This window comes from Burkholderia sp. AU45388, from assembly GCF_030481585.1.
Taxonomy (GTDB): Bacteria; Pseudomonadota; Gammaproteobacteria; order Burkholderiales; family Burkholderiaceae; genus Burkholderia; species Burkholderia sola.
This window is the reverse complement of the sequence record NZ_JAUJPV010000018.1, coordinates 1-14,335: the sequence shown is the minus strand read 5'-3', so window position 1 is coordinate 14,335 and position 14,335 is coordinate 1. Positions and strand designations below refer to the sequence as shown.

Here is a 14,335-nt window from a genome sequence, read left to right as displayed (position 1 = left end):
AGATGTGATCGAGATCCACGCTTTCGACACCCAGGAAGCGCAAAGCGAAGCGCTCGCGCGCGCCGTCGGCGATGCGCTGCGCGCGGCGCTCGCGGGCCCCGCGCGCCCGATGCTCGCGGTGTCCGGCGGCACCAGCCCGCGCCCGTTCCTGCACACGCTGTCGCACGCGGCGCTCGACTGGGCCGGCGTCGACGTCACACTGGTCGACGACCGCTGGGTGCCGGACGACGACGCGGCCAGCAACGCGCAACTCGTGCGCGACACGCTGCTGCGGCACGCGGCGGCCCCTGCCCGCTTCCTGCCGCTCGTCGACACGCGTGTGTCGCTCGACGCGCACGTCGCCGCGCTCAATGCGAACGCCGACTACCGCGTGCCGACCGTCGCCGTGCTCGGCATGGGCGAGGACGGCCACACCGCGTCGATCTTCGCCGACGCGCCCGAATGGGACCACGCGATCACGACGTCCGAGCGCTTCGTCGCCGTGCATCCGGGCGCCGCGCCCCATGCGCGCGTGAGCTATTCGCTCGATGCGCTGAAGCGCGTCGACCGGCTGTTCCTGCTGATCGCGGGCGCCCGCAAACGCGACGTGCTCGACGCCGCGGCCGCGTCGCTGCAGAAGAACGCGATTTCCCAACTGGCCAACGACAAGGGGACCCAGCTCGATGTCTACTGGTGCGCAAAGTAAGGCGGTCGTCGCGGGTCAGCATGCCGACGGCCCGCGCCTGCTCGCGGACGTCGGCGGCACCAACGCGCGCTTCGCGCTGGAAACCGGCCCGGGCGAGATCACGCAGATCCGCGTCTATCCCGGCGCCGATTATCCGACGATCACCGATGCGATCCGCAAGTATCTGAAGGACGTGAAGATCAGCCGCGTGAACCACGCGGCGATCGCGATCGCGAACCCGGTCGACGGCGACCAGGTCACGATGACCAACCACGACTGGAGCTTCTCGATCGAGGCGACGCGCCGCGCGCTCGGCTTCGACACGCTGCTCGTCGTCAACGATTTCACCGCGCTCGCGATGGCGCTGCCCGGTCTGACCGATGCGCAGCGCGTGCAGGTGGGCGGCGGCGCGCGCCGCCAGAACAGCGTGATCGGCCTGCTCGGGCCCGGCACCGGGCTCGGCGTGTCGGGGCTGATCCCGGCGGACGACCGCTGGATCGCGCTCGGCAGCGAAGGCGGTCACGCCTCGTTCGCGCCGCAGGACGAGCGCGAGGATCTCGTGCTGCAATACGCGCGCAAGAAGTTTCCGCACGTGTCGTTCGAGCGTGTGTGCGCGGGCCCCGGCATGGAGATCATCTATCGTGCGCTCGCCGCGCGCGACAAGAAGCGGGTGGCCGCATCCGTCGACACGGTCGAGATCGTCGAGCGCGCGCATGCGGGCGATGCGCTCGCGCTCGAGACGGTCGAATGCTTCTGCGGGATTCTCGGCGCGTTCGCCGGCAGCGTCGCGCTCACGCTCGGCGCGCTCGGCGGCGTGTACATCGGCGGCGGCGTCGCGCTGAAGCTGGGCGAGCTGTTCACGCGCTCGTCGTTCCGCGCGCGCTTCGAGGCGAAGGGCCGCTTCACGCACTATCTGCAGAACATCCCGACCTACCTGATCACCGCCGAGTACCCGGCGTTCCTCGGCGTATCGGCGATTCTCGCGGAGCAGTTGTCGAACCGCTCGGGCGGCGCGTCGTCGGCCGTGTTCGAGCGGATCCGCCAGATGCGCGACGCGCTGACGCCGGCCGAGCGCCGCGTGGCCGATCTCGCGCTGAACCATCCACGCTCGATCATCAACGATCCGATCGTCGACATCGCGCGCAAGGCCGACGTGAGCCAGCCGACCGTGATCCGGTTCTGCCGCTCGCTCGGGTGCCAGGGGCTGTCGGATTTCAAGCTGAAGCTCGCGACCGGCCTCACCGGCACGATCCCGATGAGCCACAGCCAGGTGCATCTCGGCGATACGGCCACCGACTTCGGCGCGAAGGTGCTCGACAACACGGTGTCCGCGATCCTGCAGCTGCGCGAACACCTGAATTTCGAGCACGTCGAGAACGCGATCGAGATCCTGAACGGCGCACGCCGCATCGAGTTCTACGGGCTCGGCAACTCGAACATCGTCGCGCAGGACGCGCACTACAAGTTCTTCCGCTTCGGAATCCCGACGATTGCGTACGGCGACCTGTACATGCAGGCCGCGTCGGCCGCGCTGCTCGGCAAGGGCGACGTGATCGTCGCGGTGTCGAAGTCGGGACGCGCGCCCGAGCTGCTGCGCGTGCTCGACGTCGCGATGCAGGCCGGCGCGAAGGTGATCGCGATCACGTCGAGCAACACGCCGCTCGCGAAGCGCGCGACCGTCGCGCTCGAGACCGACCACATCGAGATGCGCGAGTCGCAGTTGTCGATGATCTCGCGGGTCCTGCACCTGCTGATGATCGACATTCTCGCGGTCGGCGTCGCGATCCGTCGCGCGTCGACCAACGGCGAATTGCCGGAGGCCGTGGCGCAGGCGCGCGCGCGGGCGAGCGACGACGAAACGGCCGACGTGCTCGACTGGTTGAGCCACGGCGCGTCGCCGGCGGCGAAGGACGTCGCGCGGGACTGACGCTTCGGCGAAACACCGTCGATCCACGACACCCCGAACGCTGGATTCAGGCCCGGCGTTCGGGGTGTTTTGCATCAGCGGCACCGGTGCGAACCACATCAGCCCGGCAGGCATCGATGACGGCACGTGACGTCATACGTTCGTACATCCCCACATTTTCGAACAAGTCCAATTGTCAGCAGTTGTCCTGGCTCGGTAACTTCCTTCACTCCGCGTGATGCCGCCATCCCGGTCCGACGCGAGAAACGACGCGTTTCTCACCGAACCCCGATTGGCATCGACGGCATCACGTTCATCCAGCTTGCGGAGAGGGATATGACTAGACCACGTTTTTCAGCCGCATGGGCAGCAGCAATGCGCATTTACGCGCCGATAAATTCCGCGGAGAAAGTTGCGCGAACGATTGGGGACAACGTTGCCACCCATATCCAGCGATGGAACAAAGCAGCAGTGATCAAATTCCCGCCTTCGCTGGGCGGCAGCACCCTGGACGATAGGCAGGGGATCGTTCTCTTCGAGATTTCAGCCTCGTCGATAGCCTGAGAGAGGAATACTATAATGAACAATACCTATGCCTTTGGTACACATCGAGATCGCACGCCGATGGAGCTGTTTTTCCTTGTCTTTATCGATGAGACATGCAAGGAGCTTGGTGTTGACGATGTGGCAGCAGTGGTTGCCATTGTGGCCGGTCAAAATTGGATGCCAACACGAGCGAAGCCCTTTGGTACCACGCCGGGTACTTCCGTTGCGTCGATATTGAGTCGCAAGTATCTGGACTACGATTTGAAGAAGAAGATCCTCCCAACGCTGACCAATGCCAGCGTCAAGCGCTTGAAGTTCATTCTGGTAAGAAACATTGGGATTTTCGTTGGGCGCGCGGTTCCTGTCGTTGGCTGGGTCATTGCTGCCAAGGATGTCACGATGATCAGCATTCGTTCCGTGTCGCGCTATAACGCGCTTGTTAAACCTGAGGACAAGGTGTTCTGATGAGTCAGTTTACGTGGAACGAGTTTGAGGATTTTGTGAGAAGGGAGGCCGGTGTTGGTCCCCAAAAAATTCTCACAAAAGATCATGCCGTCGAGGGTGATTTGGATATCACTGGCGATGATGCGGTCGAGTTTATGGAGCGCTTCTTTGATAAATTTCCAGTGCAAGTTGGAGATTTTGAATTCAATCGCTACTTCTCAGGAGAGGGCTTTAGCTTGATTGAAGTTGCGCGGATGGCTTTCTCCAGAAAACGCCGAGAAAAATATGACAAAGTGCCACTGACTCTAGGCATGCTCTATCAGGCTATTTTGGATGGAGCGTGGAGCAATCAGCGCTTGGAAAGCCTGCCGCGCTGATTGCACCTCGCCAAATAGACCGGTTCATCTTTTAGGCGATGTGTTGGATCTGTGCATACCTCTGGAGTCTGCCATCAGACAAAATCCGCTGCTCCGGTGTGTGATGTTCTGGGCGCTGATGTTCGCGGCACAACCCAGCCACGCCACGGATACGTCGTCGCCGCAAGCCGGCGCCCGAACCTACGCGCAGAACTACAAGGACATGGTGCTCGCCGAATGCATCGCGACCGCTTATCGGAATGAACCGACCGCTGCGATGGACGCGGGAAGCAGTGCCAGTGCGCTGATGGACTGGACCGACTTCGATCTGGAGCGGAACCCCGACGCGAGCAAATCACTGGTCAATCGTTTTCTTGCACGCGACTATCGCAATCCGGTCGTCGAGTCCGAAATCAAGGGCGTGAGATTTGATTTTTTAAAATGCCTAGATCTGTATCACAGCCAGGAACTCGAGACTGAAGTCAGGCGATTCGTGATCAACCCGAAGCGCAGCTATCGACTCGACAATCGCTCGTCAGACCGTTCAAAGTGATGCAGAGGTGGGAAGTTCAAACCCGTCGACCGCCCTCCTCCGCCAGTTCCGCCGCGCTGCTTAAGCCCCGGTCGGCACGGGCGGTCCATGCCAGCGCAGCACCAGATAGCGCCCGACGAAGCACAGCACGCCGGTGATGCCGATCGTCACGCCCATCGCGAACGGCGTGCCGTCCGCGAGTACGCCGATCGCGACACTCGCGAGTGCACCCAGCGCGAGCTGCATCGCGCCGAACACGGCCGCCGACGCGCCCGCGTTGTGCGGATAGCGGTGCATCAGGTCGGTCGTGCAGTTCGCGGACAGGATCCCGACCACGCCGACGACGAAGAACAGGCACACGACGATCGACCACAGCCCGCCCCACCCCGTCAGCGCGACGAGCGCAACCGCGAGCGACGCGATGCAGCTCACGAGCGACGCGGCCGCGATGATGCGCAGCGACCCGATGCGGCCGACGAGCCGCGTGTTCGCGAAGTTGCCGATCATGATCCCGACGACGTTCAGCCCGAACAGCAGCCCGTAGTGCTGCGGCGACACGTGGAAATACTCGATGTACACGAACGGCGTCGCGGTGATGTACGAGAACATCGACGCGAACGCCATCCCGCCGCACAGCATGTGCCCCCATGCGACGGGGTCGGACAGGATGCGCCCGTACGATGCGAACGACGCGAGCACGGCCGCGCTCTTGCGCCGCTCCTTCGGCCAGGTTTCGGGCACGCGCAGATACGCGGTCGTCGCGCAGATCGCGCCGAACACGGCCAGCACGACGAACACGCCGCGCCAGCCGGAGAAACGCAGGATCTGGCCGCCGATCAGCGGCGCGAGCAGCGGCCCGACCGCGGTGACGATCGCGACCATCGACAGCACCTTCGCCGCGTCGCTCGGTTCGTGCGCGTCGCGCGCGATCGCCCGCGCGAGCACCGACGCGGCGCCGGCGCCGAGCGCCTGCAGGAAACGCACGACGATCAGCACGTCGATCGAACCCGACACGAAGCAGCCGATGCTCGCGAGCGTGAACAGCGCGATCCCGCCAAGCAGCACCGGGCGGCGGCCCCACGTGTCGGACAGCGGGCCGTACAGCAGCATGCCGATCGAGAAGCCGGCCATGAAGCTCGTCAGCGTGCGCTGCGCGGCGCCGGGGCTCACGGAAAAGCCGTCGGCAATCGACGGCAAGCTCGGCAGGTACATGTCGGTGGCGATCGGCCCGCAGGCCGCGAGCGCGCCGAGCAACAGGATCAGCCGGGCATCGGGCCGGCGCCGGACGACGTGAGACATGGGTATCCGGAATGGGTGCCCGCACGCATCGGGGCGCGCGTGGCGGTGAAGACGGCAGGCCGCGCCGCAAGCGGCGCGTTCAGGCTCATGATTGTACGCGCAACTTTTTTGCGTGCCTCGGCCCGCACGCGGCGGCGGCCGGGGACACGCCCATGCGCGTCGCGCGCCGAACGAGCCCGCGGGCGGATTCGATTAAGCTTGCTGCTGCCCGCCCCTCTCGTCTGACCTATTCGACGTACGACCGACCGATGACCGCTTTCCTGCTGATCTGGAGCCCCAAGAAATGGCCATGGCCCGAGCTGCCCGACGTCGCCGCGCGCGTGAAGGCCGGCGAGGCCGTGCATGACGTGTGGGGCTGCGGCTTCGCGCGCGGCATCCTGCCGGGCGACCGCGTGTTCCTGCACCGCGTCGCGAAGGAACCGAAGGGCGTGTTCGGCTCCGGCTACGTGACGCGCGCGCCGTACGAGGTGCCCGATCCGTCGACCAAGCGCGGCTACCGGCTGTGCATCGACTTCGTGTACGACTGGCTCGTCGACGCGCATCAGGACGTCGTGATCGCGCGCGACGCGCTGCGCGTGCATCCGTACTCGGTGCAGACGTGGGACGCGCAGAGTTCCGGCACGTCGATCAAGCCGATGGTCGAGGGCCCGCTCGAAAAGCGCTGGGCCGAGCTGACCGGCAAGCGCAAGCCGCCGCGATCAGCGTAAACCGGGTCGAATCGGGGCCTTTCCGCCCGGCCGATTCCCCAACGCGCCGAAAGGCCGCACAAGCGCTGGCGGGCCTGCCGCGCGTGTCTCCGGTACAATCAGACGATCGTTCCGCCCAGGCGCCGCGGCCCGTGCACAGGCCCCCGCGCCCTTCTCTCGCAGGTTTCGCTCATGTCCAACAATCAGATCCTCTTCGAACGCGCCCAGAAGACCATTCCCGGCGGCGTCAACTCGCCGGTGCGTGCGTTCCGCTCGGTCGGCGGCACGCCGCGTTTCGTCGCGCGCGCGCAAGGCCCGTATTTCTGGGATGCCGACGGCAAGCAGTACATCGACTACATCGGCTCGTGGGGCCCGATGATCGTCGGCCACGTCCATCCGGACGTGCTGTCGGCCGTGCAGAACGTGCTCGCCGACGGCTTCTCGTTCGGCGCGCCGACCGAAGCCGAGATCGAGATCGCCGAGGAAATCTGCAAGCTCGTGCCGTCGATCGAACAGGTGCGGATGGTGTCGAGCGGCACCGAGGCCACGATGAGCGCGCTGCGTCTCGCGCGCGGCTTCACGGGCCGCAGCCGCATCGTGAAGTTCGAGGGCTGCTACCACGGCCACGCGGACAGCCTGCTGGTCAAGGCCGGCTCGGGCCTGCTGACGTTCGGCAACCCGACGTCGGCCGGCGTGCCCGCCGACATCGCGAAGCACACGACCGTCCTCGAATACAACAACGTCGCCGCGCTGGAAGAAGCGTTCGGCGCGTTCGGCGACGAGATCGCCGCGGTGATCGTCGAGCCGGTCGCCGGCAACATGAACCTCGTGCGCGGCACGCCCGAATTCCTGAACGCGCTGCGCGCGCTGTGCACGAAGCACGGCGCCGTGCTGATCTTCGACGAGGTGATGTGCGGGTTCCGCGTCGCGCTCGGCGGCGCGCAGGCGTATTACGGGATCGCGGCCGACCTCACCTGCCTCGGCAAGGTGATCGGCGGCGGGATGCCGGCCGCCGCGTTCGGCGGCCGCCGCGACATCATGGCCCACCTCGCGCCGCTCGGCGGCGTGTATCAGGCCGGCACGCTGTCGGGCAACCCGATCGCCGTCGCCGCGGGCCTGAAGACGCTGCAACTGATCCAGGCGCCGGGCTTCTACGACGCGCTCGCCGCGCAGACGAAGCGCCTCGCCGACGGCCTCGCGGCCGAAGCGCGCGCGGCCGGCGTGCCGTTCGCGGCCGATTCGATCGGCGCGATGTTCGGCCTGTACTTCGCCGAGCGCGTGCCGACGAGCTTCGCGGAAGTCACGAAGAGCGACACCGAGCGCTTCAACCGCTTCTTCCACCTGATGCTCGACGAGGGCGTGTACTTCGCGCCGTCCGCATACGAAGCCGGCTTCGTGTCGAGCACGCACGACGACGCGGTGATCGACGCGACGCTCGCGGCCGCGCGCCGCGCATTCGCGGCACTCGCCGCCTGACCCGGGGCCGCCCGCATGTTCTCGGACACCGATTTCGCCCACATGCAGCGCGCGCTCGCGCTCGCCGCGCGCGGCATGTACACGACCGCGCCGAATCCGCGCGTCGGCTGCGTGATCGTCAAGGACGGCGACGTGATCGGCGAAGGCTTCACGCAGCCGGCCGGCCAGGACCACGCGGAAGTGCAGGCGCTGAAGGACGCTCGCGCACGCGGCAACGACGTCGCGGGCTCGACCGTCTACGTGACGCTCGAACCGTGCAGCCATTTCGGCCGCACGCCGCCGTGCGCGAACGCGCTGATCGACGCGCGCGTGGCCAAGGTCGTCGCGGCGATGGAAGATCCGAACCCGCAGGTGTCGGGCCGCGGCCTCGGAATGCTGCGCGACGCGGGCATCGACGTGCGCTGCGGGCTGCTCGCGCATGAGGCCGGCGAGCTGAACATCGGCTTCGTGTCGCGGATGACGCGCGGCCGCCCGTGGGTGCGGATGAAGACCGCCGCGTCGCTCGACGGCCGCACCGCGCTGCCCTCGGGCGAAAGCCAGTGGATCACCGGTGAAGCCGCGCGCCTCGACGGGCACGCATGGCGCGCCCGCGCCTGCGCGATCCTCACCGGCATCGGCACCGTGCGCGAGGACAATCCACTGCTGACCGTGCGCGGCATCGACACGCCGCGCCAGCCGCAACGCATCCTCGTGGACAGCCGCCTCGACCTGCCGCTCGACGCGCGGCTGCTCGAAGGCGCGCCGTTGCTGATCTTCTGCGGCCGGCTCGACGCCGCCGGCGAACTACGCGCGAACGTGCTGAAGTCGCGCGGCGCGGAAATCGTGCCGCTCGCGAATGCGCACGGCAAGGTCGACCTGCCGGCGATGCTGGCGGCGCTCGCCGCGCGCGGCGTCAACGAGTTGCACGTCGAGGCCGGCCACAAGCTGAACGGTTCGCTGCTGCGCGAGCACTGCGTCGACGAATTGCTGGTGTATCTCGCGCCGAGCCTGCTGGGCGCCGACGCGGCCGGCATGTTCGATCTCGCCGCGCCGGCCGGCCTCGATGCGCGCACGCGGCTGTCGTTCCACGGTATCGAGCGGATCGGCGACGACCTGCGGATCCTCGCGCGTGTCGCGCCGCCCGACGCCGCTCACTGAACGGAATCGTCACGATGTTTACCGGAATTGTCGCGGCCATCGGCCGCATCGAAACGATCGCCCCGCTCGGCACGTCGGCCGATGCCGGCGTGCGCCTGACCGTACAGGCCGGTGGGCTCGACCTGGCCGATGTCGCGCTCGGCGACAGCATCGCGATCCAGGGCGCGTGCATGACGGTGATCGAAAAGACCGCCGCCACGTTCGACGTCGACGTGTCGCGCGAAAGCCTGAACCGGACGGTCGGCCTCGCGCAGCCCGGCGAAGTGAACCTCGAGAAGGCGCTGCGCGCGCACGACCGCCTCGGCGGGCATATCGTGTCGGGCCATGTGGACGGCCTCGGCACCGTCACGCGCTTCGCGCCGGTCGGCGAGTCGCACGAACTGCGGATCGTCGCGCCGCGCGAACTCGGCCGCTATCTCGCGTACAAGGGCTCGATCACGGTGAACGGCGTGAGCCTGACCGTGAATACGGTCGACGATCGCGCGGACGGCTGCGAATTCTCGATCAACCTGATTCCGCATACGGTCGAGGTCACGACGCTGCGTCACGTGAAGGCCGGCGACAAGGTCAATCTCGAAGTCGACATGATCGCGCGGTATGTGGAGCGGATGTTGTCGGCATCGCAGGGCGTGCATCAGGACTGATCGGGCAGTTCCATTCTGTCCTGTATAGGGAACGATGGCTGACGGCTCGGTCCGGCATTGTTCGGCGCGCCGCGGCGCCCCCGGGCGTTGCCCCCATTCTGTTTCGCGCGGTGCCGCCCCGTCGCCGGCCATCCGAAGCGAGAGCAGCGCGATCGCGTCCGCTCGATGGCCGTCCGGCCAGCCGGCACCTGGACGAACGGCCAACGACGCGCACGGGTCATGCCGTCGCGCTAAGATGCGTCGACAGCGGTTTCCACGCCGCCACGCACGACGCGCCGCGTAGCGGCCGCGCCTCATCCCACAGGAGTCGTCCCCATGTCCATCTCGATGTACCAGGCTTCGCTGCCCGTCCTGATCCGCGGCCTCACCAACCTGCAGCACATCCTCGGCAAGGCGCAGGCCCATGCGGCCGAAAAGCAGATCGATCCGTCGGTATTCGTCGGCGCACGCCTCTACCCTGACATGCTGCCGCTCGTCCGCCAGGTCTACATCGCGACCGACACGGCCAAGGGCTGCGCCGCGCGGCTCGCCGGCGCCGAGATTCCGAGCTACCCGGATGTCGAGCAGACCTTCGACGAACTGCACGCGCGCATCCAGAAGACGATCGACTACCTGAAAAGCTTCGACGCCGCGCAGATCGACGGCAGCGAGACGCGCCAGATCGTGCTGAAGATGCGCGTGGGCCCGATCGAGTTCACCGGCCAGTCGTACCTGCTGCATTTCGTGCTGCCCAACTTCTTCTTCCACGTGACGACCGCGTACGACATCCTGCGCCACAGCGGCGTCGAACTCGGCAAGCTCGACTACCTCGGCGGGCGCGACCAGCACGCATGACGCGCGGCCGGGGTCGACCCGGCCCGCAACCGTCCGCACCCGCGTGCCGGCCACGCGCGGCGGCGGCCCGCCGGGCCTGCCGCGCAGGCCGCCCGCTCCGTTTTCCGGAGCGCTTGCCCGCCGCGCGCGGCCCGCGCCAGCCGAAACGCCGTCCGGCTGGCGTAAAATACGCACTTTCCTCTTTCTCGCCCCCTTATGACGCTCGCCTCCACGCTCGACATCATCGCCGAGCTGAAAGCCGGCCGGATGGTGATCCTGGTCGACGAAGAAGACCGCGAAAACGAGGGCGACCTCGTGATCGCCGCCGAATTCGTCACGCCGGAAGCGATCAACTTCATGGCCAAGTACGGCCGCGGCCTGATTTGTCTGACGTTGACGCAGGAACGCTGCAAGCAGCTTCACCTGCCGCTGATGACCTATCGCAACGGCACGCAGTACGGCACCGCGTTCACGGTCAGCATCGAAGCGGCCGAAGGCGTGACGACCGGCATCTCGGCCGCCGACCGGGCGCACACGATCGCCACGGCGGTCGCGCACGACGTGCGCCCCGAGCACATCGTGCAGCCGGGCCACGTGTTCCCGATCATGGCGCAGCCGGGCGGCGTGCTCGTGCGCGCCGGCCATACCGAGGCCGGCTGCGACTTCACCGCGCTCGCGGGCCTGACGCCCGCCGCGGTGATCTGCGAGGTGATCAAGGACGACGGCACGATGGCGCGCCTGCCCGACCTGCTCGAGTTCGCGAAGGAACACAACCTGAAGATCGGCACGATCGCCGATCTGATCCAGTATCGCAGCCGCACCGAATCGATCATCGAGCGGATCGCCGAGCGCACGATGCAGACCGCGCACGGCACGTTCCGCGCGGTGCTGTACCGCGACCAGCCGAGCGGCTCGCCGCACATCGCGCTGGTGCGCGGCACGCCGTCGCCCGACGTCGATACGCCGGCGCGCGTGCACGAGCCGCTGTCGGTGCTCGATCTGCTCGAGACGGGCGTGTCGACCCACTCGTGGACGCTCGACGCGGCGATGCGCGAGATCGCGGCACGCGACCTCGGCGTGATCGTGCTGCTCAACTGCGGCGATACGAAGGAACACCTGATCGACGTCTTCAAGGCGTTCGACGAGGAAGAAAAGGCGGCTGCGCTCAAGCGCCGGCCGGTCGATTTCAAGACGTTCGGCATCGGCGCGCAGATCCTGCGCGATGTCGGCGTCGGCAAGATGCAGGTGCTGTCGAATCCGCGCAAGCTGGGCAGCATGTCCGGCTACGGCCTCGAAGTCACGGGCTTCATTCCGATGCCCGGCGGCGAAGCCACGTCCTGCCCGGCGTCCCACGCGTAACCCGCCACGGCGCTTTCGCCCTATAACCGTTCATCCACACCACGGACCAGATCATGGAAATCGGACAATACCAACCGAATCTCGAAGGCGACGGCCTGCGTATCGGCATCGTGCAATCGCGCTTCAACGAACCCGTGTGCAACGGCCTCGCCGACGCGTGCGTCGAGGAACTGGAACGCCTCGGCGTCACCGGTGAAGACGTGCTGCTCGTGTCGGTGCCCGGCGCGCTGGAAATCCCGCTCGCGCTGCAGAAGCTCGCCGAAAGCGGCCAGTTCGACGCGCTGATCGCGCTCGGCGCGGTGATCCGCGGCGAGACCTATCATTTCGAACTCGTGTCGAACGAGAGCGGCGCGGGCATCACCCGCATCGGCCTCGACTTCAACCTGCCGATCGCGAACGCGGTCCTGACGACCGAAAACGACGAGCAGGCCGTCGCGCGCATGACCGAAAAGGGTCGTGACGCCGCGCGCGTCGCCGTCGAAATGGCGAACCTGACGATGGCGCTCGACCAACTCGGCGACGACGAGGACGAAGAGGAAGACGAAGACGACGAAGAGGAGCGCGCATGAAGAAGAGCGCCCGCCGACAATCGCGCGAGCTGGCGACGCAGGGCCTGTACCAGTGGCTGCTGTCGAACGCGCCCTCCGGCGAGATCGACGCGCAACTGCGCGGCGCGCTCGGTTACGACAAGGCTGACAAGGAGCTGCTCGAAGCAATCCTGCACGGCGTGATCCGCGAGCATGCGACGCTCGTCGAAGCGCTGGCGCCGTCGCTGGACCGTCCGATCGATCAGCTGTCGCCGGTCGAACGCGCGGTGCTGCTGATCGCGACGTTCGAGCTCACGCACCATGTCGAAACGCCGTACCGCGTGATCATCAACGAAGCCGTCGAACTCGCGAAGACGTTCGGCGGCTCCGACGGCTACAAGTACGTGAACGGCGTGCTCGACAAGCTGGCCGCGAAGCTGCGCCCCGCCGAAACGCAGGCGCGTCGCAACGGCTGATGCCGTTTGTTTGTCCACGGGCGCGCAAGCGCCCGTTTTTCATTCTTTTCCCCCTCCGCCCTGCCCGCCGATGAATACCACCGCCGATTCGCTCGTCACGCTCGCCGCACGCGTCGACGCGATCCAGCCCTTCTACGTGATGGAACTGATGAAGGAGGCACAGCGGCTCGAGTCCTTGGGACGCGATGTTATCCACATGGGCATCGGCGAGCCGGATTTCACCGCGCCGGAGCCGGTTGTCGAGGCCGCCGCGGCCGCGCTGCGCCGCGGCGTCACGCAATACACGAGCGCGCTCGGCATCGCGCCGCTGCGCGAGGCGATCGCCGCGCACTATGCGCACGCGTACGGCCTCACGATCGCCCCCGAGCGGATCGTCGTGACGGCCGGCGCATCGGCCGCGCTGCTCCTCGCGTGCCTCGCGCTGGTCGGTCGCGACGACGAAGTGCTGATGCCCGACCCGTCGTATCCGTGCAACCGGCACTTCGTCGCGGCGGCCGAAGGTCGGCCGGTGCTCGTGCCGAGCGGCCCGGACGCGCGCTTCCAGCTCACCGAAAACGACGTCCGCACGCGCTGGAACGATCGCACGCGCGGCGTGCTGCTCGCGTCGCCGTCGAACCCGACCGGCACGTCGCTCGAACCGGACGAGCTGAAGCGGATCGTCGAAGCCGTGCGCGCCCGCGGCGGCTTCACGATCGTCGACGAGATTTACCAGGGGCTCAGCTACGACGCCGCGCCCGTGTCGGCGCTGTCGTTCGGCGACGACGTGATCACCGTGAACAGCTTCTCCAAGTATTTCAGCATGACGGGCTGGCGGCTTGGCTGGCTCGTCGTGCCGCCGGCGCTCGTCGGCGCGTTCGAGAAGCTGTCGCAGAATCTGTTCATCTGCCCGTCCGCGCTCGCGCAACATGCGGCGCTCGCCTGCTTCGAGCCGGCAACGCTCGACATCTACGAAACACGCCGGCTCGAGTTCAAGCGCCGCCGCGATTTCATCGCACCGGCGCTCGAACGGCTCGGCTTTACGGTGCCGGTGATGCCGGACGGCGCGTTCTACGTGTATGCGCATTGCGGCGGCGTCGCCCACCCGGCGGCTGGCGACAGCGCCGCGCTCACACAGGCGATGCTGCACGACGCGGGGGTGGTGCTGGTGCCGGGGATGGACTTCGGTGTCCATGCGCCGCGCGACTATATCCGCCTGTCCTATGCGACCGCGTACTCGCGGCTCGAAGAGGCCGTCGACCGGCTCGCGACGCTGTTCGGACAGCGCTGAGGCCACGCGCCGCCGGTTTCTGCCGGCCATCGGCCCACCCACGGCGGCCGCGCACAAAAAAAGCACCCGCTCGGGTTAATGCCGTTCAGTTAAGGTTCTTTTTAAGGACACGGACGGCATAGCGTTTTGGCACAGCCTTCACGGCCCGCTCGAATTTTCGAGCGGGCCGTTCTTCTTTGAGTAGCGCGACCAGACGTAGTCGC

The 14,335-nt window shown here is 66.9% G+C and carries 16 protein-coding genes; 15 read left to right on the top strand and 1 reads right to left on the bottom strand.

The window, feature by feature from the left end; all coding sequences use genetic code 11:
• Window positions 1–4 precede the first annotated feature (4 nt).
• The 6 genes from pgl (at window position 5) to QZM72_RS24790 (ending at window position 4,469) form a co-directional block, all read left to right on the top strand.
• Complete coding sequence (pgl, locus tag QZM72_RS24815; RefSeq protein WP_301739481.1) at window positions 5–685, top strand: 6-phosphogluconolactonase; 681 nt, start codon at window positions 5–7, stop codon at window positions 683–685.
• Complete coding sequence (locus tag QZM72_RS24810; protein ID WP_301739480.1) at window positions 663–2,591, top strand: bifunctional transcriptional regulator/glucokinase; 1,929 nt, start codon at window positions 663–665, stop codon at window positions 2,589–2,591. Before pgl ends, QZM72_RS24810 begins: the two co-directional genes overlap by 23 nt.
• Before the next feature lie 315 nt (window positions 2,592–2,906).
• Window positions 2,907–3,134 carry a hypothetical protein gene (locus QZM72_RS24805; protein ID WP_301739479.1) on the top strand — a complete coding sequence of 76 codons (228 nt, stop codon included), beginning with the start codon at window positions 2,907–2,909 and terminating at the stop codon, window positions 3,132–3,134.
• Between the two features lie 15 nt (window positions 3,135–3,149).
• Complete coding sequence (locus tag QZM72_RS24800) at window positions 3,150–3,581, top strand: STM2901 family protein (RefSeq protein ID WP_301739478.1); 432 nt, start codon at window positions 3,150–3,152, stop codon at window positions 3,579–3,581.
• Window positions 3,581–3,937 carry a DUF1493 family protein gene (locus tag QZM72_RS24795; RefSeq protein ID WP_089466868.1) on the top strand — a complete coding sequence of 119 codons (357 nt, stop codon included), beginning with the start codon at window positions 3,581–3,583 and terminating at the stop codon, window positions 3,935–3,937. The genes QZM72_RS24800 and QZM72_RS24795 overlap by 1 nt, the downstream gene beginning before the upstream one ends.
• A 103-nt stretch (window positions 3,938–4,040) precedes the next feature.
• Window positions 4,041–4,469 carry a type VI secretion system amidase immunity protein Tai4 gene (locus tag QZM72_RS24790; RefSeq protein ID WP_301739477.1) on the top strand — a complete coding sequence of 143 codons (429 nt, stop codon included), beginning with the start codon at window positions 4,041–4,043 and terminating at the stop codon, window positions 4,467–4,469.
• A gap of 60 nt (window positions 4,470–4,529) precedes the next feature.
• Here QZM72_RS24790 and QZM72_RS24785 read toward each other — a convergent pair whose 3' ends face one another.
• Window positions 4,530–5,747 (bottom strand): Bcr/CflA family multidrug efflux MFS transporter, encoded by a 1,218-nt coding sequence (locus QZM72_RS24785; RefSeq protein ID WP_089466866.1) that lies wholly within the window; start codon window positions 5,745–5,747, stop codon window positions 4,530–4,532.
• 248 nt (window positions 5,748–5,995) lie between these two features.
• Between QZM72_RS24785 and QZM72_RS24780 the strand changes: the two genes are divergently transcribed.
• From QZM72_RS24780 to QZM72_RS24740, 9 genes are all read left to right on the top strand, one after another.
• Window positions 5,996–6,454: a hypothetical protein gene (locus QZM72_RS24780; RefSeq protein ID WP_089466865.1), complete on the top strand. Its 459-nt coding sequence runs from the start codon at window positions 5,996–5,998 to the stop codon at window positions 6,452–6,454.
• 171 nt (window positions 6,455–6,625) lie between these two features.
• A complete protein-coding gene (gene hemL / locus QZM72_RS24775) occupies window positions 6,626–7,909 on the top strand; it encodes a glutamate-1-semialdehyde 2,1-aminomutase (RefSeq protein WP_089466864.1) in 1,284 nt (427 codons plus the stop codon).
• Between the two features lie 15 nt (window positions 7,910–7,924).
• Window positions 7,925–9,046 carry a bifunctional diaminohydroxyphosphoribosylaminopyrimidine deaminase/5-amino-6-(5-phosphoribosylamino)uracil reductase RibD gene (ribD, locus tag QZM72_RS24770; RefSeq protein ID WP_089466863.1) on the top strand — a complete coding sequence of 374 codons (1,122 nt, stop codon included), beginning with the start codon at window positions 7,925–7,927 and terminating at the stop codon, window positions 9,044–9,046.
• 14 nt (window positions 9,047–9,060) lie between these two features.
• Window positions 9,061–9,690 carry a riboflavin synthase gene (locus tag QZM72_RS24765; RefSeq protein ID WP_089466862.1) on the top strand — a complete coding sequence of 210 codons (630 nt, stop codon included), beginning with the start codon at window positions 9,061–9,063 and terminating at the stop codon, window positions 9,688–9,690.
• A gap of 315 nt (window positions 9,691–10,005) precedes the next feature.
• The gene (locus tag QZM72_RS24760) at window positions 10,006–10,524 is read left to right on the top strand and encodes a DUF1993 family protein (protein WP_089466861.1); all 519 of its coding nucleotides are present in this window, start codon (window positions 10,006–10,008) and stop codon (window positions 10,522–10,524) included.
• A gap of 195 nt (window positions 10,525–10,719) precedes the next feature.
• A complete protein-coding gene (gene ribBA / locus QZM72_RS24755) occupies window positions 10,720–11,862 on the top strand; it encodes a bifunctional 3,4-dihydroxy-2-butanone-4-phosphate synthase/GTP cyclohydrolase II (RefSeq protein WP_089466860.1) in 1,143 nt (380 codons plus the stop codon).
• Window positions 11,863–11,915: 53 nt separating this feature from the next.
• On the top strand, window positions 11,916–12,431 hold the full coding sequence (ribH, locus tag QZM72_RS24750) for a 6,7-dimethyl-8-ribityllumazine synthase (protein ID WP_006476661.1): 516 nt from the start codon (window positions 11,916–11,918) through the stop codon (window positions 12,429–12,431).
• A complete protein-coding gene (nusB, locus tag QZM72_RS24745; protein ID WP_006476662.1) occupies window positions 12,428–12,865 on the top strand; it encodes a transcription antitermination factor NusB in 438 nt (145 codons plus the stop codon). The genes ribH and nusB overlap by 4 nt, the downstream gene beginning before the upstream one ends.
• A 70-nt stretch (window positions 12,866–12,935) precedes the next feature.
• Window positions 12,936–14,132 carry a pyridoxal phosphate-dependent aminotransferase gene (locus QZM72_RS24740; RefSeq protein ID WP_089466859.1) on the top strand — a complete coding sequence of 399 codons (1,197 nt, stop codon included), beginning with the start codon at window positions 12,936–12,938 and terminating at the stop codon, window positions 14,130–14,132.
• Window positions 14,133–14,335: the final 203 nt, after the last annotated feature.

What these genes read in the sequence shown, in the direction of transcription:
- nusB (WP_006476662.1), top strand. Translation starts at nt 12,428, where the DNA reads ATGAAGAAGAGCGCCCGCCGACAATCGCGCGAGCTGGCGACGCAGGGC.
- ribD (WP_089466863.1), top strand. Translation starts at nt 7,925, where the DNA reads ATGTTCTCGGACACCGATTTCGCCCACATGCAGCGCGCGCTCGCGCTC.
- QZM72_RS24780 (WP_089466865.1), top strand. Translation starts at nt 5,996, where the DNA reads ATGACCGCTTTCCTGCTGATCTGGAGCCCCAAGAAATGGCCATGGCCC.
- QZM72_RS24790 (WP_301739477.1), top strand. Translation starts at nt 4,041, where the DNA reads ATGTTCTGGGCGCTGATGTTCGCGGCACAACCCAGCCACGCCACGGAT.
- QZM72_RS24795 (WP_089466868.1), top strand. Translation starts at nt 3,581, where the DNA reads ATGAGTCAGTTTACGTGGAACGAGTTTGAGGATTTTGTGAGAAGGGAG.
- QZM72_RS24810 (WP_301739480.1), top strand. Translation starts at nt 663, where the DNA reads ATGTCTACTGGTGCGCAAAGTAAGGCGGTCGTCGCGGGTCAGCATGCC.
- QZM72_RS24785 (WP_089466866.1), bottom strand. Translation starts at nt 5,747, where the DNA reads ATGTCTCACGTCGTCCGGCGCCGGCCCGATGCCCGGCTGATCCTGTTG.
- QZM72_RS24805 (WP_301739479.1), top strand. Translation starts at nt 2,907, where the DNA reads ATGACTAGACCACGTTTTTCAGCCGCATGGGCAGCAGCAATGCGCATT.
- ribH (WP_006476661.1), top strand. Translation starts at nt 11,916, where the DNA reads ATGGAAATCGGACAATACCAACCGAATCTCGAAGGCGACGGCCTGCGT.
- ribBA (WP_089466860.1), top strand. Translation starts at nt 10,720, where the DNA reads ATGACGCTCGCCTCCACGCTCGACATCATCGCCGAGCTGAAAGCCGGC.
- QZM72_RS24740 (WP_089466859.1), top strand. Translation starts at nt 12,936, where the DNA reads ATGAATACCACCGCCGATTCGCTCGTCACGCTCGCCGCACGCGTCGAC.
- hemL (WP_089466864.1), top strand. Translation starts at nt 6,626, where the DNA reads ATGTCCAACAATCAGATCCTCTTCGAACGCGCCCAGAAGACCATTCCC.
- QZM72_RS24800 (WP_301739478.1), top strand. Translation starts at nt 3,150, where the DNA reads ATGAACAATACCTATGCCTTTGGTACACATCGAGATCGCACGCCGATG.
- QZM72_RS24765 (WP_089466862.1), top strand. Translation starts at nt 9,061, where the DNA reads ATGTTTACCGGAATTGTCGCGGCCATCGGCCGCATCGAAACGATCGCC.
- QZM72_RS24760 (WP_089466861.1), top strand. Translation starts at nt 10,006, where the DNA reads ATGTCCATCTCGATGTACCAGGCTTCGCTGCCCGTCCTGATCCGCGGC.